Source organism: Paenibacillus sp. GM1FR, assembly GCF_002803315.1.
Lineage (GTDB): Bacteria > Bacillota > Bacilli > Paenibacillales > Paenibacillaceae > Paenibacillus > Paenibacillus amylolyticus.
In genome coordinates this window covers 21,680-44,310 of record NZ_MKZL01000015.1, presented here as the reverse complement: position 1 = coordinate 44,310, position 22,631 = coordinate 21,680, and the positions used below count along the sequence as shown (strand labels likewise).

The 22,631-nt window shown below is 43.6% G+C and carries 20 protein-coding genes; 6 read left to right on the top strand and 14 right to left on the bottom strand.

From position 1 onward, the window contains the following. Positions 1-14: 14 nt before the first annotated feature. The 3 genes from PAEAM_RS13385 to PAEAM_RS13375 form a co-directional block, all read right to left on the bottom strand. Positions 15-1,700, bottom strand: a complete 1,686-nt coding sequence (locus tag PAEAM_RS13385; RefSeq protein ID WP_100527867.1) for a type 2 periplasmic-binding domain-containing protein — start codon at positions 1,698-1,700, stop codon at positions 15-17. 161 nt (positions 1,701-1,861) lie between these two features. Then, entirely contained in the window at positions 1,862-2,731 is an 870-nt protein-coding gene (locus tag PAEAM_RS13380) for a carbohydrate ABC transporter permease (RefSeq protein ID WP_100527866.1), read from the bottom strand. 18 nt (positions 2,732-2,749) lie between these two features. Next, a complete protein-coding gene (locus PAEAM_RS13375) occupies positions 2,750-3,634 on the bottom strand; it encodes an ABC transporter permease (protein WP_036616097.1) in 885 nt (294 codons plus the stop codon). A gap of 398 nt (positions 3,635-4,032) precedes the next feature. Between PAEAM_RS13375 and PAEAM_RS13370 the strand changes: the two genes are divergently transcribed. Both PAEAM_RS13370 and PAEAM_RS13365 read left to right on the top strand, forming a co-directional pair. After that, the gene (locus tag PAEAM_RS13370) at positions 4,033-5,661 is read left to right on the top strand and encodes a sensor histidine kinase (protein WP_243391349.1); all 1,629 of its coding nucleotides are present in this window, start codon (positions 4,033-4,035) and stop codon (positions 5,659-5,661) included. Continuing rightward, positions 5,661-7,010, top strand: coding sequence for a response regulator (locus PAEAM_RS13365; protein ID WP_100527864.1), 1,350 nt, complete (start codon positions 5,661-5,663; stop codon positions 7,008-7,010). The genes PAEAM_RS13370 and PAEAM_RS13365 overlap by 1 nt, the downstream gene beginning before the upstream one ends. On the opposite strand, the gene PAEAM_RS13360 is transcribed toward PAEAM_RS13365, so the two are convergent. The 4 genes from PAEAM_RS13360 to PAEAM_RS13345 form a co-directional block, all read right to left on the bottom strand. Further along, a complete protein-coding gene (locus PAEAM_RS13360; RefSeq protein ID WP_100527863.1) occupies positions 7,004-7,870 on the bottom strand; it encodes an aldo/keto reductase in 867 nt (288 codons plus the stop codon). The two genes, PAEAM_RS13365 and PAEAM_RS13360, sit on opposite strands and share 7 nt — an antisense overlap. Beyond that, complete coding sequence (locus PAEAM_RS13355) at positions 7,867-8,259, bottom strand: ArsR/SmtB family transcription factor (RefSeq protein ID WP_100527862.1); 393 nt, start codon at positions 8,257-8,259, stop codon at positions 7,867-7,869. Before PAEAM_RS13355 ends, PAEAM_RS13360 begins: the two co-directional genes overlap by 4 nt. A 203-nt stretch (positions 8,260-8,462) precedes the next feature. Continuing rightward, on the bottom strand, positions 8,463-9,293 hold the full coding sequence (locus PAEAM_RS13350; RefSeq protein ID WP_100527861.1) for an SDR family oxidoreductase: 831 nt from the start codon (positions 9,291-9,293) through the stop codon (positions 8,463-8,465). Between the two features lie 45 nt (positions 9,294-9,338). Continuing rightward, complete coding sequence (locus PAEAM_RS13345) at positions 9,339-10,091, bottom strand: SDR family NAD(P)-dependent oxidoreductase (protein ID WP_100527860.1); 753 nt, start codon at positions 10,089-10,091, stop codon at positions 9,339-9,341. A 116-nt stretch (positions 10,092-10,207) separates the two neighbouring features. Between PAEAM_RS13345 and PAEAM_RS13340 the strand changes: the two genes are divergently transcribed. Continuing rightward, complete coding sequence (locus PAEAM_RS13340; RefSeq protein ID WP_076253214.1) at positions 10,208-10,651, top strand: MarR family winged helix-turn-helix transcriptional regulator; 444 nt, start codon at positions 10,208-10,210, stop codon at positions 10,649-10,651. 232 nt (positions 10,652-10,883) lie between these two features. Then, entirely contained in the window at positions 10,884-11,849 is a 966-nt protein-coding gene (locus tag PAEAM_RS13335; RefSeq protein WP_100527859.1) for a LacI family DNA-binding transcriptional regulator, read from the top strand. Positions 11,850-11,999: 150 nt separating this feature from the next. On the opposite strand, the gene PAEAM_RS13330 is transcribed toward PAEAM_RS13335, so the two are convergent. Then, complete coding sequence (locus tag PAEAM_RS13330) at positions 12,000-13,322, bottom strand: 6-phospho-beta-glucosidase (RefSeq protein WP_076253107.1); 1,323 nt, start codon at positions 13,320-13,322, stop codon at positions 12,000-12,002. A 272-nt stretch (positions 13,323-13,594) separates the two neighbouring features. Between PAEAM_RS13330 and licT the strand changes: the two genes are divergently transcribed. Next, complete coding sequence (gene licT / locus PAEAM_RS13325) at positions 13,595-14,437, top strand: BglG family transcription antiterminator LicT (protein WP_036671246.1); 843 nt, start codon at positions 13,595-13,597, stop codon at positions 14,435-14,437. A 227-nt stretch (positions 14,438-14,664) separates the two neighbouring features. Next, complete coding sequence (locus PAEAM_RS13320; RefSeq protein ID WP_100527858.1) at positions 14,665-16,548, top strand: beta-glucoside-specific PTS transporter subunit IIABC; 1,884 nt, start codon at positions 14,665-14,667, stop codon at positions 16,546-16,548. A 395-nt stretch (positions 16,549-16,943) separates the two neighbouring features. Here PAEAM_RS13320 and PAEAM_RS13315 read toward each other — a convergent pair whose 3' ends face one another. The 6 genes from PAEAM_RS13315 to map form a co-directional block, all read right to left on the bottom strand. Further along, positions 16,944-17,315, bottom strand: a complete 372-nt coding sequence (locus tag PAEAM_RS13315; RefSeq protein ID WP_076210695.1) for a DUF7674 family protein — start codon at positions 17,313-17,315, stop codon at positions 16,944-16,946. 734 nt (positions 17,316-18,049) lie between these two features. Continuing rightward, positions 18,050-18,322, bottom strand: coding sequence for a DNA glycosylase AlkZ-like family protein (locus tag PAEAM_RS32485; RefSeq protein WP_279303090.1), 273 nt, complete (start codon positions 18,320-18,322; stop codon positions 18,050-18,052). 52 nt (positions 18,323-18,374) lie between these two features. After that, positions 18,375-19,241: a DNA glycosylase AlkZ-like family protein gene (locus tag PAEAM_RS13305; RefSeq protein WP_279303089.1), complete on the bottom strand. Its 867-nt coding sequence runs from the start codon at positions 19,239-19,241 to the stop codon at positions 18,375-18,377. Positions 19,242-19,351: 110 nt separating this feature from the next. Next, a complete protein-coding gene (locus tag PAEAM_RS13300) occupies positions 19,352-19,819 on the bottom strand; it encodes a DinB family protein (RefSeq protein ID WP_100527857.1) in 468 nt (155 codons plus the stop codon). Between the two features lie 605 nt (positions 19,820-20,424). Beyond that, the gene (locus PAEAM_RS13295) at positions 20,425-21,663 is read right to left on the bottom strand and encodes a DUF418 domain-containing protein (RefSeq protein ID WP_100527856.1); all 1,239 of its coding nucleotides are present in this window, start codon (positions 21,661-21,663) and stop codon (positions 20,425-20,427) included. Between the two features lie 164 nt (positions 21,664-21,827). Next, positions 21,828-22,568, bottom strand: coding sequence for a type I methionyl aminopeptidase (gene map / locus PAEAM_RS13290; RefSeq protein ID WP_100527855.1), 741 nt, complete (start codon positions 22,566-22,568; stop codon positions 21,828-21,830). Between the last annotated feature and the right edge of the window lie 63 nt (positions 22,569-22,631).

Here is a 22,631-nt window from a genome sequence, read left to right as displayed (position 1 = left end):
GGTGAAACTAGACTTTATTTCAAATTCATTAGTGTCATTACATCTGTCTCGCTGGCTTGGTTGTACCATTCGTTAACTTCTTCGATCACGGTGTCTCCGCCTTTTTCATGCCACTGTTTCACAAAGGTATCAAATGCTTCAAGTGGCTCATTGCCATATATGATTTTGGTGAACGTCTCTTGTTCCATGGTCGTCAACTGTTCCCACACATTTTGCATCGTTGGCGTTGGTGGACCGTTAAACTCATTTGGCAGTAAAACATCTCTGTTTTCATACGAAATCCGATATCCATCCTGTGTTGTTTGATCCTTCGAGGCGCTCTGAATGAGGACACCCGTGTCGGCTTTAACTCCATTCGCCAGATCGTAGTAGGATTGGCCGGGACCATCAACACTCGGTGTATTTTTGGTAAATGCCATTTTTCCAACGCCTTGTACAGCCTCTAATGGTGTATTGAATTTCGTTGGATCAAAAGTGACTTCATCGTTAACGATATCGTAATCGTATCCTTGAGCGTACCCGTACTTGAAATCCCCGGTGCTGAACGCCGCATCGTACATTTTATCGTAGTACAAGAAGAAGGCTTCCATGTTCTGAAAATCCTTGTTAAACATGAACACACCATCGTTCAATTGGGCGGATTGATAGGTCTTATCACCGTTCACACCTTGAATGGTCGGATAAGCACTAATTTTTGCACCATCCACATTTTTCTCTACATCCTTCACACTGTCGTACAGCCAAGGACGACCAATGATGATACCAGCTTTCCCCTCCGTAAAATCGGACAGAGCATCCCAGGCCCCTTGGGTGGCCAATTCTTTGTTCAAGTACCCTTCTGCATACCAATCGCGTAACTTGGCAAGTGCCTCTTTGTTGCCAGAAGCCACAGATCCATAGGTGAGTTTGCCGTTGTCGTTATGCCATTGCCTTGGAAGATGTTTGCCCGTGTATGCGCTGAATATCATGACCGGATCGCTGACCCAGCCCGTATTGTAGGAATCTTTACCTGAAAAAGTAAAGCCGTATGTGTCTTTCTTGCCGTTCCCATCCGGGTCCTCATTAGTGAACGCCGTGATGACTTGTTCAAACTCATCAATCGTTGTTGGCGCTTTCAAATTCAATCTGTCCAACCAGTCCTGGCGGATCAACATGACTTCGCCTTCCGTCAAATTCGGCGCGATCGCCATTCCGTAGACCTTACCCTCCCTAACCACTGGATTGAAGGTGGTTGGGTATTGTTTGTATATTTCTTTTATCCGGTCAGGCATGTAGGTTGAGATGTCTTCTGTAATCTCCTTGACCTGCCCCGACTCGATCAGATCATTGACCAGCATGGTATCATAGACAGGCAGAACGTCTGGTAGTTTCTCGGAACCCGTCAACGCCAGCCGCAGCTTGGTATTATATTGTGAAGCATCACCTCCCAGCAGGGTGGTTTGGATTTTGATACCCAGGTTTTGTTCGCCCCAGCGAGTCAATACATTGTCATTCAACGTCTCACCGTTGATGTACTTTCCAGCATTTTCATCCTGTTGTTTGGCGATGGTGATTGTAAACGGTGGATCATATTTTCCGTCTTTAAGCACCGATGCCGGTGCGGTCTCGGAAGCACTCTCCCCTTTGCTACAGCCAGCCACAAGAACAGCCGACAGCATAACCATACTTACCATTTTCCATAAATCGGTTCTTTTCTTCATGGAAACATGCCCCCTTCACTCATACTCAATTTGTTTTCTATATAAGTTCAACTAATTGCCTATTTACACTGGCACTCCGATGACAGAACAACCTTCCGATCGCTGTTATCGTGTAAATTTTAGTTGAACATATATAGTGATCCAATTTTTCGTCATCCTAATTATTCTTTGACGGCTCCTAGTACAATTCCCTTCACGAAATATCGTTGTAAAAAAGGATAGACCAAAATGATCGGTAGCGTGCTCACAAAAATTTGCGCTGCCTTGATGCTCTGTTCAGACATGGCTGCCACCTCGGACTGGCTCATCGCCATATTTTGCATATTGCTCTGCACAACGACCGTCTGTAAGAACGAAGCCAACGGATACTTACTTGCATCCGACATGTACAATATCCCGTCAAACCAGGAGTTCCAGTGCCCCACCATAATGAACAAGGATACGGTCGCGATGCCAGGCAGAGATAATGGTAAATATATTTTGCTGAGAATTACGAAAAAGGACGCTCCGTCAATGAAAGCTGCTTCTTCCAGGGCTTTGGGAATCGTTTTGAAAAAATTGACGAGAAGAATCAAATTATAAGCACCGAAAGCGCCCGGTAACACAAGCGCCCAGATGGTATCCTTTAATCCAAGGGCTGTGATCAATATGTAAGAAGGTATCAATCCCCCCGAGAAGAGCATGGTAAAGATAAAAAACCACATGAGCACATTGCGTCCTCGGAATTCCTTGGACAAGGCATATCCTGCACAGGTAAGGATAAACATGCTGATGGTTGTACCCAATATGGTTCGAGTGATGGATGTCAGCATGGCACCGTTGAAATTAGAATTGTTGAACGTTTTTACATAGGCATCCACGTTGAACCCCACCGGCCAAAATGAAACCATATTACCGCTAATGGCCGCTTTGCTGCTTAGAGATTGCGCCAACAAATGAAGCAGTGGTAGGAAACACGCCAGACCAGCCAGTATCATGAACGCGTAATTAAAATAGGAGAATACTCTATAACCTGTCGTTTTATGGTACATGATCCCTCTCCCTCCTTGTTAGAATATTTTGTAATTGGCGTATTTATAGGCGAGCCTGTAAGAGACAACGATCAAGATCAAGCTAATCCCCGATTTGAACAGTCCTACAGCGGTCCCGAAGCCGTATTGCCCGTTTAACAAGGATGAACGGTAGACATAGGTGTCAATGATATCTCCCGTACTGTAGACAAGCGGATTGTACAGATTGAAGACCTGATCAAAGCCCGCGTCCAGAATATTGCCCAGACTCAGCGTAGAAATGACGATAATCATAGGCAACATGCTAGGCAAGGTGACGTATCGAATTTGCTGCCGGCGTGTGGCACCATCAATCTCGGCCGCTTCGTAATAAGAAGGATTAATTCCCGCAATGGTCGCCAGATAAACAATCATGCCAAAGCCAAAACTCTTCCACACATCGCTGATCACAACCGTGAATCGAAACAGATCAGGATCTCCCAAGAAGTAAATGGGATCGTTCCCGAAAATACGTGTCAAGATGTGATTGATTCCTCCGTCTAATCCCAGAATGTCAATCATCAACCCTGCCACAGTAACCCAGGACAAGAAATGCGGCAGATACACCAGTGTCTGTACACTTTTCTTAATGCCCATATTTCGGATCTCACTCAGCAGGATAGCCATGACGATTGGAACGATAATACCAACGATAATTTTAGAAACGGCGATAATTAACGTATTCACGATCGCTTGTGTGGCTTCTTTGTACTGGAAAATTCGTTCGAAATTATCTAACCCGATCCACCGTGAACCTGTGATGCCCAGCCATGGTTTGTAGTCCTGAAATGCCATGAGCAAACCCACCATCGGGCCATAAGAAAAGATGCAGACAAACACAAATGCGGGAATACACAGTACGTACAAAGGCCAGCTTTTCTTAATTTCCTTTTTGAATGAAGTCCGCTGGGAAAGCTTTGTTTTTGTTTTTTTCGCGGATCTGGCGGGCACAATCTCGTTAATGTTGCATACCTCCTCTATGATGGTTCTTCGAAAGCGATCCTTGCAGTTAAGCTTAACAAAAGCGCTTTCACTCCAAAATGCCAAAATTTCAAGATCATCACCCCACCCTGAAGCACTTTAAAACCGCTTTCATTTATCGCCGTTGCTACCCTTCCGCTTTTTGAAGGTTTGGCTTATATTAAAGTTAATTCGATATGGATTTTAAACTTCTGCGTTTAACGATATGAAAGGAAACATATATGATCAAAAAAATGTATATGAAGCGATTCATCTATTTCTTTGTTTTTTTTCTGCTGCTGACGTTAAGTTTGTTTTTCGTGATGAATCGGTTGAGCTCCAAGACACTTGAAGAAAATCTGATTGGCGCTTCCAAAAACCAGCTTGATTATGTGAAAGGCATTCTGGACGGGATTATATACGAAGCTAACATGTACGGGGTTCAGTATGCGGCAGACAGTGATGTCCGATTTTATCAGAGGCATGTTATGGAGCTGAGCAATTATGATTCCCAAATGAAGAAAAACGATATCGTTGATGGCTTGCGGCAAACACTCCTCTCCAGTCGATCGATTGAATCGATCGGCATTTACTGGAAGTCTGAAGAAACGTTTCTGTCCACCAACAGTACGCCGGAGGCGAGACTTCCGTTCAAGGATGTTCATCAACGGGGATGGCAAATCGTCGGCAATAGCTTGTATTATTTTGCCCTCTACCCTTACATCCAGAAATCAGGACAAAATGAACCGACTCAGTACGTCGTTGGTGTAAAGCTGAATACCGATTATTTGAAAAGTCTGCTGAAAAAGGCTGTGAATAACGACAGCTCAAACGCTTTTTTTTGGTTTAATTCCCATCAGTTATGGAGTGAGAAAGAAGTCGACAACGATTTATTGAAAGCGGTTACTGATATGCTTTCTCCACAGCCGGAGATCACTTTGAAATATGATTATCACACCAAGTCGGACGATTACTATGTTCTTTCCCGATATATTGAATCAATCGACGCCTACCTGATTACATATACACAGACGAATGATTTTCTGCAACCGATTGACCGCAACCGTAAAGTTTTTTTTGCCAGCATTTTAGCCGTTTTCACACTTGGCCTGGTTGTGATCTTTACGTTTTACCGAAACTATTACCGTAATATTCGTTTGTTGGAGCGGAAGTTTTCACAGGTCGAACAAGGCAATCATAATACACGTATAACCGAAAATACGGATAGAGAGTTTTACAGCCTGTTCAGAAGTTTTAATCATATGGTTACCGAGATCCAGGATCTGTTTGTATCCTTGAAGACTGAAACGGAACTAAGACGAAGTGCCGAACTTCAACAACTCCAGGCTCAGATCAATCCTCATTTTTTGTACAACAGTTTGTTTTTCATCATGTCGGTGGCTCAATTTTCACCTGATTCTGTCATGCGCATGAGCAAACATCTAGCTGAATATTATCGTTATTTAATGAAGTTGGACCGGCATGAAGTCACGCTGGAAAGCGAGCTTCAGTTTGCGGAACATTTCCTGATCATTATGGCTCTTAGCAAAAAAATGGAGTACAGCATTAATCTGCCGCCGGAACTGTCCTCCCTTCCCCTCATGCCGCTGATCATCCAGCCAGTGGTTGAAAATGCGATTCAACATGGCATTGAAGGACAACAAGGTGCCCATCGGGTGACGATTGAAGTAAAACAGACGGAGGTTGCGATAACGATCAAGGTCTCCGATGATGGCAAAGGTCTTTCACTGGATGATATCCGTAGCCTGGAGGCCCGGCTTGAGAGTGATACCCCGCCTGAAGGAATTAAAGGCGTAGGGCTCTGGAATGTAAATCAACGTCTGAAAAATACGTACGGCGAACGTAGCGGGTTACATTTTACTACTAATGATTGGGGCGGCTTGTCCGTCCTGCTGCTCATCAGCATTCCCGTGGTGAAAGGAGATAACTAATGCGATTATTAATTGTGGATGATGGGCATTATGTCGTTGAGTATATGAAGCACTTGCTCGATTGGAACACCTTTGGCATTGATCAGATCGAGACGATGACCAATTCGATTGAAGCCCGAGATATGTTGACTCAAAACCACATCGATATTCTGATTACTGACATCCGAATGCCTGAAGTTTCCGGTATTGATCTGCTTCAACATATCCACCAACATAACTTGCCAACCAAAGTGATCATCCTTTCCGGCTACTCCGAGTTCGAATATGCGCAACAAGGAATCCGTTTAGGTGCGCTCGACTACTTGCTCAAACCTGTCGACAAAGATGATGTGGAGAAAGCCATGTCCAAAGCCATCAACAATATTACAAAGACACGGCCCGCTCAATCGGTTGCATGGGAGAACTTCGATGGATTGGCGTATCTGCTTTCGCTGCTTGGTCAAAACGAGACATTAAGGAAGCAATGTGATGCTTATACTGAATTTTTAGGGCGTCGTCGTATGTGCTGCTTCAAGCTGGAGGGTTTTACACAGGAACATGAGGATGTTATAAAACACGCTGTCGGAGACAAATTGGATCGTCTCGTGTGGACTGCGGGAACGGGACTGTACGGTCTGGTTCCGGAAGAAGCTGCTGCAGAACTGACCATCAAACTGGAGCAATCGATCGCGTCTCCTCCCTTTTCATTGACTGATCGAAACGTGACCCGGCAGATGTTCTACAGGTTCTTTCTTAATGAAGACGTACACTTAGAAGACTTCAATGGCATATTCAACCATTCTCCGTCATGCGGTGATTGGGAGTCGGCGGGAAATATCATTAAAAAATATGATCAAATCCATCTCCATAAGCAAAAAACAATCTTTCTCATGGAGACCATTCTATATGTATATCTGACGGATAAGGATCGCGATCCCTCTGAAACCGTGGAGTGGATATTCAACCAGTTACGTTATCCTGATGAACTATCCTCAACTCTCATGGATCGGGTCAGTCGGATCAGAAACAACAAACAGATGTCCATTCAAACCATCGTTGACAAAGTACAAACGTATATCGAAGACCATCTGTCACATGGCCTTAGCCTGGACGAACTGGGGAAAGTTGCACATCTCCATCCCGTCTACTTTTCCAAACTGTTTAAACAGGAGACAGGAGAAAATGTATCAAACTACATTTCCAGGAAGAGGTTGGAGAAGGCTTCTCAATTGCTTCAAGATTCGGAACTCCGTGTAGCCGATATAGCGCAGATGGTTGGTTACCGAAAAAATCAATATTTTATCCAGTTGTTCAAAGTCGAATACGGAGTTACGCCCTATCAGTACCGCAGAAATATGATCCATCAATGAGAACGAATAAATAACTTCAGCAAATTGATATAAATCGGGTTGACCATGTAGCCATTTGGACTTACGGAATATCTCTTACCCGTGTCCAACCGTCGTATTTGTTCCATTTCCCTCTCATTCAACTCAAAGTCGAATGTTTCTTTGTTCTCTTTTATCCGTTGAGGATTCGTTGATTTGGGGATGACAATAATTCCGCGTTGCAGATGCCAGCGCAAAATGACTTGCGCAACCGACTTCTGATGGCAAAGGGCAATTGCCACCAGCTCCGGATGCTCCAGCAGCGCTTTGCTTCCCTGCCCCAACGGTCCCCAAGCCTCATGCAGAATCCGATGTCGAACCATATAATCATGCAATTCGTGTTGCGGAAATTCCGGATGGGTCTCGATCTGATTTACCATCGGCGAAATCCGGGAATGTTTCTTTAGATGCTCCAGATGCCGGATCTCGAAATTGGCTACACCTATAACTTTGATTTTACCTGCGTCGTATAACTCTTCCATCGCCTTCCAGGCATTCACGTATTGAGGACCTGCAAAATGAATCAAATACATATCCAGATATGTCACATTCAGCTTCTGGCAAGTCTTCTCGAACGCCTTTTTCGTCGCACGGTACCCCAGGTCTGTCGTCCATACCTTGGAGGTAATGAAGAACTCCTCCCTGGGAATGCCGCTGTTTTGGATGACCCGACCTAACACCGCTTCATTTCCGTAAATTTTGGCCGTATCGAAATGGCGATAACCCATTCGAATAGCCTCCTCGACAGTCCTTTCGAAGGTCCCCCCGTCTTTGATCTTATATAGGCCGAACCCGAGTTGAGGAATGTCCACTCCGTTTGCCGCTGCGACTGTCTGATTCATTCGCAACTCCCCCTCCCCGTTTTTTCTAATTGTTGTTCCGATGCTTGTTCTTCACATTGCGTTAGCAACTTTTCTATCTCGTTCACCAGGTTTTTCAACAATTTCAACTTGCTACCGGAGTCTAGTCTGTAATAGTTGAGAGTTCCTTCTTTACGAACACTTATAATCTGTGATTCTTTCAATATTTTCAGATGATGTGATACGGTCGGTCGGGAAAGGTGAGTTTTCATCCTGATCTCTCCTACGCGCATACCGGGTTTTTGCGGCCCTTGAATCAAGGCTATGAGGATGGCTTGCCGAGTCTCGTCTCCGATCGCATTCAACACCTTCTGATTGTTCTTAAATTCGATAGCAATCGTGGTCGCAAGTTCCTGATCCAGATAAATCATCCCCTTCCATTTAGAATGTGTAATACTTTTGTAGATACAGCCTATCACAATCTCGGATTCGGCTGTATATCGGGAAAGAAATTCAAGAACCTATTTTTCCCATGTCTTAAGAATACATTAGCAAAAGAAGAAGCCACCCCTGATGAATGGAGTGGCTTCTATAAATAGTTGTTATTTTTTAAAAAAAGGCGTGAAAATTCCAATCAGTTGTTGAAGTAATGAGACTGTTTAAGGTCGGGAATCAGTGAAGGTTGCACTGGCCGCCATCCCATAAGTTCCTGTGTTGCAACGCTTGATCTCGGGATATCGAGCGCTGCGAGTGTGCTGAGAAAGCCAAAATGGGCATCTGCCTCTTCGCGTGAAATGCTGACTACAGGTACATTCAGCTGCTCACCAATAGCACTCGCGATGTCGCAAAATGGCACTCCTTCATCTGCGACCCCATCTAGTCGTGAACCAGCGGGTGCCTTTTCTAACGCCAGACAATATAGATGCGCGGCATCAAGGCGATGCACAGCCGGCCAGCGGTTGTTCCCCTCTCCCACATAGGCTGAGAAGCCCTTAATCTTGGCAATATTGATCAGGCTCGGAACAAATCCTGTGTCACCCTCACCGTGTACCGATGGACAAAGCTCTACAATCGATGTACGCACTCCACGCCCTGCCAGCGCTAACACTATGTTCTCCGTTGCCACTCCATTCACATGTGTGGTGATTACAAACGGCTTGCCAGATCCTTCAAGTGCCGCCCCCATCGCTTCTACGGCATGCAGATCTGTTGTGAGTGCTCCAGCGAAGTTCGAAAAGTCGTGATGGAATGCCAGATGAATGACGCCATCCGCAGCAGCTGCACCACTACGGAGGCTGTCAAGATCGTTGATGTCACCGCGGTGTACTTCGGCCCCGGACTCTTTTAGTTTCGCAGCACTACTGTCTGAACGCACGAGACCGATGACCTGATGCCCCCTTTCAATAAGTTCGCTGGTGACAGCGGAACCGATGTAGCCTGTTGCTCCTGTTACGAAAACGCGCATCATGAAATCCTCCTTAAGTTACTCACCCTCATTGTATAACTATGATCACCAAGCAATGGGTCCATCCTCATCTGAGAATGTTCCTGTTGGGCCATCCGCTCCAATCATCGCCAGCCGGACCGCTTCACGAGCCCCTTGTTCAACACTACGAGTACCAGCAAAATTATTAAGCGCAGTCGATGTGAAGCCTGGACATGCCGCATTGACCTTGATGTTTGTTGATTCAAGCGCAAATGCAAAGGCAAGTGTCACCGCATGAACAGCTGATTTTGATGCCGAATAGGCACCAAACATCGCACGATGCGAGTTTTCGGGAATAGAGTTCCAGCTAAGGGAGCCGCCGGTACTGCCTATGTTGACGATACGTGCTGCCGGGGCCTCCCGCAAAAGTGGCAACATCGCCTGCGTAACAGCAATAACTCCAAAAACATTAGTCTCATAAACTGTACGAATATCTTCAAGCGAAGCAACGGTCAAAAGACCACTCGCTGCGCCACCGTTCGGAAATGATTCACCCGATCTGCCTGCGTGCGAGATCCCCGCATTGTTCACGAGTACATCGAGACGACCAAATTCGTTCCGAATACGTTCAGCAGCAGCAGCGATGGAGTTTTCATCTGTAACGTCGAGCTGGAGAGCGTGTGAATCTGAACCGATGCTTTTTGAGGCAGTTTCTCCATTCTCGAGGCTGCGAGATCCAACGAGCACGGTGAATCCTTGTTTCGTGAGATTCTTCGCAATTTGAAGGCCGATACCTTTATTAGCCCCGGTGACCAGAGCGACAGGTTTATCTTGCATAGTTATAATCTCCTTTTTTTGTGATTGGTGGGTCCATATGAACTAAGTTGACGCGTCAACCTTGGATCAAATTTAGCACATTGAAGTTGACGCGTCAACCATGTTATTATGCTCCTATGGATAAAAATGAACTTAACGAAGAAGAAATGCGAATATGGCATATGTGGAAAGGTTCCTTTCAGACCATCTTCGGTCGTATCGTCAAAGATATGGCCGATCACTCAGGATTGTCGGAGGGTGATTTTGGAGTATTGGACCGATTAGTCCTTTTTGGGGATGGTAGCCTTCGCCAACAGGAATTAGCCGACTCTATGGACTGGGATAAAAGTCGATTATCTCATCATCTGAAGCGTATGGAAAAACGTGGACTCGTGATGAAGAAACCATTAGACAACGATCGTGGAGTACAAGTCAGTATCACTTCTTCTGGAAAATCAATGTTAGATGATGCCCGTCCTTACCTCTCCAAGGCAATACGCAAACATTTTTTTGAACAATTAACCGAACAAGATATCGAGTTGATTACTAAACTGGCGGAAAGGACAAACTCAAGCTCTTAGCGTCTTATCTAGCCGCCGTCTCGACCACGTTTGTTAAAGGTGAGCTTCTAACAAACGTGGTTTTGGTTTGTCAACCAACGTAGAAGGTATATGAAAAATACGTGTCACTTTGTGAGGATTTAAGTTTTTGTTCTCAACATCTAACATGCCATTATCTGGTCACATATCGAGATGATGGCCTCTACCTTGTAAACAATTAAAATCGTGCTATCCTTATGATGAGGTGGATCAGATGGCAAATATTCAAGAGATTGCACGTCTTGCAGGCGTTTCTACAGCAACCGTTTCAAGGGTAATTAATCGACATCCTTATGTAAGCGATTTAACAAGAGAAAAAGTCTTGAACATCATTGAGCAATTGGATTATGTCCCTAATTCAAATGCAAAGTCCTTAAAAAATGGAGCGACAAAAGTCATCGGTGTTATGGGTGTTACTTACAATCCCCTTTTGATGTCACTTGTCCGTTCATTCCACATGATATCCCAAAAATACGGATTCAACATTATGCTTTTTATGACAGACGGAGATCGTGATAAGGAGCTTGTAGCGCTTGAAATGTTACGCAGTAAACAGGTGGATGCCCTTCTTTGTCTGGTACGGACGATTGAGTGGGATATCATCGAATCCTTTACGAAATATGGGCCAATTGTAACATGGCAGCGTCTTACCAGCGACACCATACCGTCCGTATTTATGGACCAATATCAAGGTTATACGCTGGGTCTCGAATATCTGTATGCCAGAGGTTATCGTAAAATTTTGAACGTGTATTCGTCCAAAGGACAGAATACCTTGGAGCGAATAAGAGCTTATGAGGATTTTGTACAGAAGCATGGGTTGAAGAACACTGGCTTTCCGCAATTTCATAATAAAGTCACCATTCATGATGGTGAGGAAATAGCGCGATGGTGGATAGAACAAACGGACAAGCCGGATGCCATTTCCTGTTCGACTGATGAGGTAGCAGCAGGTATTTTAACGGAGATTCAACGCTCGGGGTTTTCGGTTCCGGATGATGTGGGAATCATGGGATTTGATAATACAGACAGCGCTCACCTGCTGGATCTGACAACGATCCATTACCCCGTGGATAAACAAGCAGAGAATGCCTTTAATATTATTATGAGTATGCTGGAAAATTCGGCATCCAATCTTCATCCTCTTCAGTTTAGACTGATTGAACGAAAATCTACATAAAACAACATCCATCCTTTTAAACGAAGAAAAGAGCCCATTTGAGATCATGAGTTCTTTTCTCTTCCATCCCGTTAAACTTCATGAACGAACAACATTCAGGCCTGTCCCTATATGAGGGACAGGCCTGAATGACTTCAATCTCTAAATAAATTATTTGTGAAATTGCGGAAGATGTTCTTTATGCGCTTCCAACATTTCATCTAAAACTACCTTAGCAATGTCACCGCTGGTAACGAGCGGATTAAGTGTGAATGCTTGTAGAGCGGTTGCATAATCTCCTGTGACCGCTGCTTCGATCGTCAGTTCCTCCATTGCCTTCATCACCTGCAATAGCCCTTTTTGTGCGGACGGGAATGCGCCAAAGTGAACAGGCTCTGCACCATGGGCTGTAATGATACTTGTAACTTCGATGGCACTGTTATATGGTAGATCGCTAATTGCTCCGCGGTTCTGTGTGTTGACTACCATATGCGTTCCCTTGTTGTTATATACGGAATTAATAACTTCACAAGCTGCGTCGCTGTAATAAGCACCTCCGCGTTTTTCCAATTCCTTAGGCTTGTAATTCAGGTTAGGATCTTTATAAAGTTCAAACAAACTTTCCTCCAGGCGTTTCACAACCTGCCCGCGAGTTCCTTCGCCATTGACCGCTTCTACTTCCTCTTCAAGCATGCTGTCGGTCATGTAATAGTACCGGTGATAAGGACAAGGCAGCATACCCAGTTGGAGAATTTGCTCATACAAGAAACGCATACTTTTTATATTTTCTACCATTTTTTCTGGCTCGGCATCAGGACCGTAGAGCTTTTCGATGGCCTGTTTAGTTAGCTCTTTACCATCTCGGTCATAAATTTTGTGCCAGTGAAGGTGATTAATACCGGCAAATTTGAAGAACAGTTCCTCTTCATTTTTTTCCAGAACAGCAGCTTCATTCTTGGAGGAAATAATCGGAACATTGCACAAACCAATGACCTTCTCCCATTTACCATATTGGAGCACAGCTTCCGTTACCATTCCCGCAGGGTTCGTGAAATTGATTAACCAAGCATCTGGGCAAAGTTCCTTCATGTCCTCAACAATTCCAAGAACGACCGGAATGGTACGGAATGCTTTGAACATCCCACCTGCTCCGTTGGTTTCCTGACCAATCATCCCATGGCTAATCGGAATCGTTTCGTCCTTAATACGAGCTTCCAAAAGGCCGACCCGGAATTGGGTGGTGACAAAATCGGCATCGGCCAACGCTTCTCTTCGATTAAGCGTCAAGTGAATATCACAGTCGATTCCCGCCGCTTTTACCATCCGTTTAGCCATGGCTCCTACAATTTCAAGTTTCTCTCTTCCTGCTTCAATATCTACAAGCCACAATTCACGTATTGGAAGTTCATGATGCCGTTTGATAAAACCTTCGATCAATTCTGGGGTGTAACTCGATCCGCCGCCAATCGTCACAATTTTTAATCCCTTTTTCATTTTGAAGTCCTCCTTGTTCTATTGTGTTCTCAATTTGGACTCTATCTTGTGTAATGCATTACATGTCAAGAACTTTTTTAATGGAATTAAATGGGATTAATTTGTAACTTGAAACCGCTTTATCACTTGTGCTATAGTTACCTCAAATAAGGATTGTGACCGTTGATTCGGGCAATACCTAAGAAAGTTTGAATGCCGTTAACCAATTGGCGGCGTTTGAACTATCTTAGGTTTTTTTTATGCATATTGCAGAAAACAAGGAGCCGATGCACATGATTATTGAAAAAGTATTAAACAATAACCTTCTGCTGACCCGCAATACAAAGGGGAAGGAAGTCATCGTTATGGGTAAAGGCATCTCCTTCCAAAAAAGTGCAGGTGATGAGGTCGATGAACACAAGATCGATAAAATCTTCCATTTAGCCGAGCATGCATTTGCTGTAAAAATGGCTGAACTGATACATGAATTACCCGCCGTTCATTTCGAAGTTGTGAACGAGATCGTAAAACACGCCAACCATGTCCTTGGTACTGAACTCAGCGACAATATTTATCTGTCGTTAACCGACCATATTAGTTTTGCCATCCAACGTAAGAACAAAGGTATGGAGATTAAAAATGCCATGTTGTTCGAAATTAAACGTTTCTATAAAACGGAATTCAGTATCGGATTGGATGCTTTGCAGTTAATCAGCGACATGATTGGAGTTTCGCTCGGGGAAGATGAGGCTGGGTTTATCGCCTTACATGTCGTCAATGCCCGACTTGACGGCACGGAAATGAAATTGACGATAAAGATGACTGAAATTGTCAACGAGATTTTGAAAATCGTCACGTACCATTACGGCACCGTTCTTGATGAATCGAGCTTAAATTATTCGCGTTTCTTAACACACCTTCAATATTTCGCCATGCGCTTATTGCGCCACGAGATTCACCAAAGCGGCGAAGATTTTTTATATCAGCAGGTGAAAAAGACTTATGTCAGAGCCTTTTCTTGCACTTGCAAGATCAACGAGTACTTAGAAAAAACGTATGTACAGTCCTTAAACAAAGATGAATTCGTTTACTTAACCATTCATATCCAGCGGCTTACTGAACGAAGCACTTTATAGCCCTATTTCTTTCAAGCTAAAACTTCATATACAACACATTAGGATAAAGGATTGTGACTGGTAAAGCAGGCAAAACCTGGACTGATGGCAAAATGATTTTTCTTTTTATTTTGCCACGAGTTCAGGTTTTGCTGCTTTTTGGAAGTGAAACGATGTAAGCCGGCACATCAGGAACGAACAGCTCACAACCTGAGATCAATTACCCATCATGAAGGAGGCAATATGCTATGAGTAATAAAGACAAAGAACTGTCCATACGTGTTATTGAACTTGTTGGAGGTGAATCTAATGTGAATGATGTATATCACTGTGCAACCAGGCTTAGATTCACCCTGAAAGATCATACAAAAGCGAATGAACAGGCGTTGAAAAATACAGCTGGAGTCATCACCGTTGTGAAAAGCGGCGGTCAATTTCAAGTCGTCATCGGCAACAACGTGTCCAAAGTTTATGAAGGAATCATGGAGCACACCAACCTTCAAGATGGCGGCAGCAAAACGGATACTAAAGAGAATGCAGAAAAAACAGGAATATTCGGAAAAACCGTAGATCTTATTTCCAGTGTTTTTTCCCCGCTGCTCAGTGCGCTAGCTGGAGCTGGATTGCTCAAAGGTCTGGTTGTTTTGTCTGTGGCGCTCGGCTGGCTAGATGACACCTCAGGAACTTATCTAATTTTAAACGCGGCATCAAGCAGTGTATTCACCTTTTTGCCCATATTTTTGGCAGTTACTGCCGCAAGGAAATTCAAAGCTAATATGAACGTATCCTTGGCTATTGCAGGAGCCCTGGTCTTTCCGACCATTTCCGCTGCGTTTAATAGCGGTCAAACTTATGATTTCTTAGGCATCCCCATTGTGCTTGTGATGTACACTTCCACCGTGTTTCCAATCCTTCTGGCGGTGTGGGTTCAATCTCATATAGAAAAATGGTTCAACTCGATTATTCACCAGTCTATCCGCAATATTCTTGTGCCGATGCTGTCGCTTCTAATTGTCGTCCCGCTTACCATTCTTGCTTTTGGACCGATCGGCAACAGTGTTAGTCAGGGGTTAGCTAGCGGTTTTACCTCACTCATGCAATTCAGCCCAATGTTGGCAGGAGCAGTCACTGGTGGTTTCTGGCAGGTCATTGTTATCTTTGGACTCCACTGGGCTTTTCTTCCAATTACACTTAATAATCTGGCGACAATAGGCTATGATTTAATGCGCCCGATGTTGACCGCAGCCGTGCTGGCTCAAGCCGGTGCTTTGCTCGCCGTTATGCTGAAAACCCGCAATTCACAGCTTAAAACCCTTTCCGGATCTGCTACGATTACTGCGATTTTCGGAATTACGGAACCAGGCATTTACGGAGTTACTTTACGATTGAAAAAACCGTTCATTTACGCATGTATTTCCGCAGCGATCGGGGGCGCAATTATCGGAGTCGGGGGTGGTCGGGCAGTCGCTTACTCACTTCCCAGCCTGCTCGCTTTTCCTACTTACGTGACAACGGGGTTCGCCTCGGTTGTGATCGGTGTTTCCGTATCTTTTGTCCTGGCTTTTCTACTCACGTTGCTGCTTGGATTCAAGGATCTTGAGGCTACTGTTGAGGAGCCGCAGATTGAAACTTCTGGACAGGAAAAACAAGCGATTGAGCCAAGTGAATCTCGGTTAAACAAGGAAATCATTGTGAGTCCGCTTAAAGGCAGTGTTCAGCTACTTGAAGATTTGCCCGATCCCGCCTTCTCTTCAGGTGCCATGGGACAGGGGCTTGTCATTGAACCCACTGATGGAATTTTGGTATCGCCAATCAATGGTGTCGTAACCACCGTATTCCCTACCGGTCATGCGCTCGGTCTGACCACGGACAGTGGCATGGAGCTTCTGATCCATATTGGAGTGAATACGGTAAAGCTAAAAGGACAATTTTTTGAGAAAAAAGTTAAAGAGGGCGATCGGGTTTCTTGCGGGCAACTGCTTGTAGAGTTTGACGCGGAGCAAATCCGGACAGCGGGTTACATCACTGCCACCTCAGTCATCGTCACCAACTCTGCCAACTACTTGGACGTGTTAAAAACTACCGAGCAGGAAGTGAAGCACGGCGATTATCTAATGTCGGCGGTAGTCTAACGATTGGAGATGGATTACCTGTCGGTAATCGAACTATTTTCGGGTTATATAACTGTCTACTAAATTCACTTATTCCGTATGATCCAAAGAAGCCACTCCGGCAAAGGAGTGGTTCTTCTCTGGATAGCACTTTCCGTTTATTTATCAGCGTAAGGCTATTATGTAGCAAACTCCTTCATTGCTTCCACCCCACTGGTTGATGCGAATGGTGGCGTATCGAAAGCAAAAGTGATGCATAATTATCTAATTGATCATTGGAATAAGTTCTTTCCCCTCAACCTTTGAGATAGGCAATTACATGAATAAACAAAAAAAGCCGCTGCTTTAGCGACTTTGAATGATATTATAAAACCAACGATATAAACTCTTGAATACCTGATCTCCAGCAGAGTATTCTATGAAAAATATTTTCCTGAGTGTAAATCTTCTATTTCTTGAGAAAGTCTTTTAGTATGTAACTTCATATAACATTGAGCTTTTTGGAAAATATCTGTATGCCCGCCTAGATCATACAAGATTGTAGTAGATAACACTTGTACAATATAAAGGCTCGTTTGAGTTGCCATCCATTCAAAAAAATTGAAAAACTTCTCAATTTGTTCTGTATCATCATTTTCACGAAGCAATCCTTCAACATAAGTAGCCACTTCATCACCAAAAAACACATGTCCTAGAAACTCTTGATATAAATCCAAATGTTCTATATAACAATCGTGGAATTCAGGAAAAAGTTCTAAGAATTGATTGATTAAAATACCTTTGTCCATTCTCCAAGCTCCCTACTTCCTACCTACACACTCACTGTTCTTTTCGTTTAAAAAACATCTTGCCTACCATAAGTCCCATAGCCGATGAACAGATCAGATATCCAAAGAACAAGAAAAGTAAATAAACACCATGAAGATCTGCAGGAATTTGTTTCAAACCTTCAAACCAAGCAAAACGAAAAGGATAAAAGATGACTACCCAAATGATCAGCAAGAAAAGAAGAAAATTAATTATTTTTAGCACAATAATGATCCTTTCAAGCTTGAGTGGAAACAGTTGAATGTATACGCTTCATATTTCATTTCGCATTACCTTACCACTGCCCGCACTATATTAGTTAGCTTATGTATTAGGGTTGATATGTTGAATCTATAAAACTACAAATTGTAACAGGAAACATTAGGGGTATTTCTTATTCTTCAGTGAGTATAACAAATAAAGGTAATATAAGCATACAAAATTAATTATGGTCATTCTTCGTGCTAGAACAAACCACCTACTCTTAGAAGCAATACCAGCGTAACTGACACCACCCACAAACATATGGATAAAAATGCAAGAACCCTCCTAGTCTGGAGAGTTCTTTTATGGGTGATAAATGTACTAATTGCGGCCTGTTTGTTAAACTAACGCTATCCGTTAGCGGAATGACCTCTTTTAATTTATGGTTGGTGAGGATGTCGATTCAGAACGGTATCCAAATTCATTACCTATATACAAATACAGGCAAATATCAGTTTATAGACTCTGCCGAAATCGTCTTACACCCGTTGAATACCGCAAACTTTTGGAAACAACTGTTCAAGGCTGTTCGCAATTGCATTGTTTGCTTCACACCGTTCTCGTACCAGATATTTTTAAGAACGAGCGTTCCAGTTTTTCGCTCCACGATTATCTCGGCCCGTCCAATGAAGCTTTCTCCATATAATAGAGGCAGCACATAATAGCCGAATTTTCGTTTGATTGCAGGCGTGTAAATCTCCCAGGTGTAATCGAAGCCAAACAATGTGTTGATCAGTTTTCTGTCCCATATGAAATTATCCAGCGGGGCAATAAGCTCACAGCAATTTCTGCTCCTGATTTCTCAGAACGGCTTCAATAAGCGGTAAATCCTCCGCGAGGCAGTACAGCATATCCTTCATTTGTTCCACAGCAACAGCAACAATGCGATATTCGTGTAATAGCTGGCGAAAAACCTCGGTGCGCTGTGCTGCTTTCAGCCCCCATATATTCAGCCATGCATCTGACGCACGATTCCATAAGAGACCAACAGAGCCGATTCGACGCAGTACCCGCCACTTATGATGCTCAAGCTCATCCTCCAGCGGCTCTGATGCATTCAGCAGATTTGGTTGTATGTACTTCTTGGCCATATCGTAATATTTACGCGTTCCTTTTTTATGATGGATAATCAACTCACCCGTCGAATACATCTGTTCCAACACCGATCGAGATGAATTGTTTCCACCGCTCCAGTGGATGGCCGATTGCCATGAGAAATCCCCATCCAATTTTAAATCATCCGAACTTAGTGCACCGTGCTTTTGGATATGAGCCCGTACTTGGGTAGTCAACGCTTCCATTTCGGGATAACGTTCGGCATGTTGCCTTGCGGCTTGCCTGTATCGCTCAAAATACGGCCAGTCCTCGACAGAGATAATGGCTAGGTTCTTGTCGGGATAATCGACAAGGCTTCTATCCTCATACAGCAACTCGGTAAGCATTCCCTTGGTAAATCCCTTGATTCGCGACTGTAGCACCAATTCGGCGTTTTTTCCACAAACATCGATGGGGTCGTATTGAATGCAACTGACCTGCCGAGCAAAGTCCAATACACCCTGCTTTTCACTAAATTTATATTCGCCCAAGAGTCCATGCTTCAGCAATAGAAATTGCCGTGCCTGGCGGTTTGTTAATTGGATCATGTTTGCACCTACCTCTAATTTAAATGCAATACCGAACTCAAACCAACCAATCAGCCGCCTATTAAAGACTCTAACTTTGAGGAGCCACTACCAAGGAAGACATCTATTCGTTATTGCATTTCTTTTGTTGGACCCATCACGGGTGGTACTGGTAAGCCTGCTTGACGTAATAGCACCGTCATTTGGCCGCGGTGATGTGTTTGGTGGTCAATTAAGAAACGTAATAATGAACCTTTTGTTGCAAGACTTTCTAAGCCTGTTTCTGTTAGCAAGTCCTTATTTGATAGCTTGGCTACCTCTTCCTTGACCGCCTCTGCTACTTTTTCGTAAGCTGCTACAATTTCTCTTGCTGTCGCTGGAACTGGCTCATCTTGACCAATCATTGGTACAGTTAAACCTGCTAAATGACTAAAATAACCTGTTGTTTCTACTAAATGCCAGCCTAACCAACCAAGTGTACTATGCCCTTCAGAAATACTTTGTCCTAATTTGTCATTTGTTACGGCTTGTAATACTTGCAATGTCCCTTTCACAGCCACTGCCCATTCCTTTAAAAAATCATCCACTTGTCGATACATTCAAACTCCTCCTCTATCATTCACGTCTCTTGTATCATACAAAATATTTACTCAAAAGAAAAGGAAAAAACAAACATATGTTCTCGTTAAAAAATGCGGCTAAACTTAACTGGCGTCCCTATTAATAAAATAAGTACCGAATTTATTTTTGTATACAGAACATCGAGCTATTTGAGACTCTTATTATCTAAATATACATTTTGATATACTTATTACAATTGAAAGTTCCTATACTGGCAGCACTTTAATTTTCGACTTGAAGCCCTTACCTAATACTTCAAGCCAGGAGTTACCTGAACCGCAATTTGTCACCTATTCCAGTAAAGAAGAAATCACTGCTGCGCGGGAATTAACAAGTTTCAATACATCGATGATCCGTGGTTTAACTTGCTTCCAGATGGTATTATTGAGGTTTTTGCGAAGCAACAAAATGTATATTTCAGTGATTCCTCTTAGTAGCAGACGAAACAGATAAGCTGTACTTTATGAAAAAGGATGGATCCGACTGGCGTATCTTATCTGTTACAAATTAGTATCTTACAAAAAAAGAAGCCTTTTCTTTATCAGAACGGGCTTCTTTGTGCGTTTCGCGATAGCGATTAATTTCACTGAACACCAGGCGCGTTTTCATTCGTAGTTAAATTCGATCTTTTCTTCTTTCTTGGCTGCCCTTTCCAGGACAGATAAGTCCAAATCCGTAGGATATACTCGACAGGTCCATTGCTAAATTTCTTAAGATATAGCGGACTGAGCCACAATTGAATACCGTAGACAGCAAGCGCAATAATTGCTCCTATGAACACGCCAGCACTTCCAAACAGTCCCAGGCCATATCCATAGAAAATTGTTGTACAGATTACGCTCTGCATCAGATAATTCGTCAACGAGAGACGGCCGACCGCCTCGAACCTGCCCATCAGGCTGAAACGGCGGTTTCCCGCATACAATAGCGCAAATGCGTATATGTATCCGAGTGCAAGCAACGCTCCTCCAAGCGTCCCCCCGATTCCGATTCCGAGCCAACCTTCCGCACCCAATTGTGGCGCCAATACACCGTATGCTTTGAGTATCAAACCTACCGGAATCAATAATGATGCCCGGCGAAGATATATAGCTCGCATCGTTTGGGGATCGCTAAACGTGCCTATTCTGGCAGCGTGCATGCCGAGCAGGAACATCGGCACCGTCATGAGTGGTGCTAACATCAGGGCTATCAGGGCAAATGACAGTTCCAAATCCCCGCCGAATGGATCGCCGTTATTACTGAAATTCCTGATTTCCGCGTATGTGCCGTTGCCGTATACATCCTGACTTTGAATGATGTAGTTCTCCATATGAATGGACTCAATCGCCAGCGGGTTCATCGGATTAGATGCCGGGAGACCAAGTATGCCCGCTCCCATGAGTAGCAGTACCGCCCATATGAGCAGCGTTTTGGGCTTCCGATTAAGGAACATGAGCAAGAAGAAACCGAGTACACCATAAAATGTAAGGATATCCCCTTCCCACAGATAGATGATGTGCAGTAATCCGATTCCAAACAGTAGTAGAAAACGGCGTGCCAGATGACACTTTGGTCGTAAATCTCGTGATTTTAGGCTTTCCGAGAGCTTAACCATTCCAAAGCCAAACATAAATGCAAAAATCGGCATAAAACTTCCCACCACAGTGATCAGCAGGAATGAGAGGAAAGCCTGATCTGCTCCGCCAATCCCGAACAGTTGGGGTTTGCTCTGGCCATACATTCCATATTGGAAAGCCAGCATATTCGCCAGCACAATGCCGACCAAACTGAATCCACGCAGTCCATCAATGACTTGAACGCGCTTTTTTGATGTGCTCAATCAATCACCTCTGTCTATAACATAAAGATCAGATCTAAATATACGTTAAATCCTTCCATAATTTCAACATAAATTAATAAGCGAACGTTTATATTTTGATTTATTTTGACGTACCAATAAAACAAAAAAAGTCGCTAAATTTAGCGACTTTCAGTTTGAACACCTTAAAGAGTGACAATAATCGGACCATTTTTAGTAAGAATAATGGTATGTTCTATTTGAGCTACATAGCTGTTTTTAGTAACAAAGGTCCAGCCGTCTCCTGTTTGGTCTACTTCTTCTTCTAAAGTTGAGATAAATGGCTCGAATGCGATAACCATGCCTTCTTTTAACAATTCATCATCCGATGGATCATTATAATTGTAGATGTGGTCAGGTGCTTCGTGTATTCCACGTCCAACACCATGTCCTGTAAGGTTTTTGATAACCGTTAATTCATGTTGTCTAGCAGTTTGGAATACGGCTTTTCCGATCCCGCTTTTTTTGGAACCCGGTTTTGCTTTTTTAAGACCTGCTTCAAATGCCAGTTTAACAACGTCGCATATTTTCGTTAACACTTCTTCACCTTCGCCTACGACAAACGAGAGTCCCGTATCTGCAAAATAACTGTTCTTGGAGCCAGACACATCAATATTGACGATGTCCCCTTCTTGAATAACCCGATCTCCCGGAATACCATGTGCCACTTCTTCATTAACACTAATACAAGTAAATCCCGGGAAATTATATTCACTTTTTGGAGCAGAAACTGCGCCAGCTTTCTCAAAAAGCTCTCCTGCCAAATCATCAAGTTCTTTAGTCGTTATGCCTGGGATGGTTCTTTGAACCAATTCATCTCGAATAGAAGCCACAATTTTGCCAATTTCCTTCAAGCCATTAAAATCTTCTTCTGTTCTTGCGATCATTTTTTCTTACCTCACTATCTTTTATCATTAATTGATTACATAAGTGTTATCTTTGATTGCACA